Below are 527 nucleotides of genomic sequence, written 5' to 3'. Positions count from 1 at the left end.
AGGCCACGTAACAACATCAGACATCTCCCCCGCAAAGTCCTCGGCATTATAAGCAACGGCGGCGCTATGGAATCGGCATTCGCCAAAAGCAATGGTCGGTTGACCGGAGCAAAACGCCATGATGATCTACAGTGGTTCGCAGGGCGGTCAAATCCCCCACCTGAAAAACTATAAAACCGATGAACCCAAGGAGAGTCTCAATGCCCTATGTTCCCGTTGCAGAGCTCAAAGATTATGTCGGCAAGGAACTCGGACGTTCCGAATGGCTCACCATCGATCAGGAGCGTATCAACCTGTTCGCCGAAGCCACCGGGGATTATCAGTTCATCCATGTCGATCCGGTCAAAGCCGCGCAAACGCCTTTTGGCAGCACCATTGCCCACGGTTTCCTATCGCTGTCGCTGATCCCGAAACTGATGGAAGACATCCTCGTGCTGCCGCAAGGCCTGAAGATGGTGGTCAATTACGGCCTGGACAGCGTGCGTTTCATCCAGCCGGTGAAGGTCAATTCAAAAAGTGCGCCTGAA

At 53.5% G+C, this 527-nt stretch carries 1 protein-coding gene; it reads left to right on the top strand.

The window, feature by feature from the left end:
* Positions 1-200 precede the first annotated feature (200 nt).
* Positions 201-527, top strand: a 327-nt coding sequence (locus HT737_RS31080; RefSeq protein ID WP_182404716.1) for a MaoC family dehydratase, incomplete at its 3' end; no start/stop codon positions are given.

The organism is Pseudomonas sp. MD195_PC81_125, assembly GCF_014060985.1.
In the GTDB taxonomy this organism is placed as follows: domain Bacteria; phylum Pseudomonadota; class Gammaproteobacteria; order Pseudomonadales; family Pseudomonadaceae; genus Aquipseudomonas; species Aquipseudomonas parakoreensis.
The sequence above is the reverse complement of the archived record's forward strand: the minus strand, read 5'-3'. Positions and strand labels throughout refer to the sequence as shown.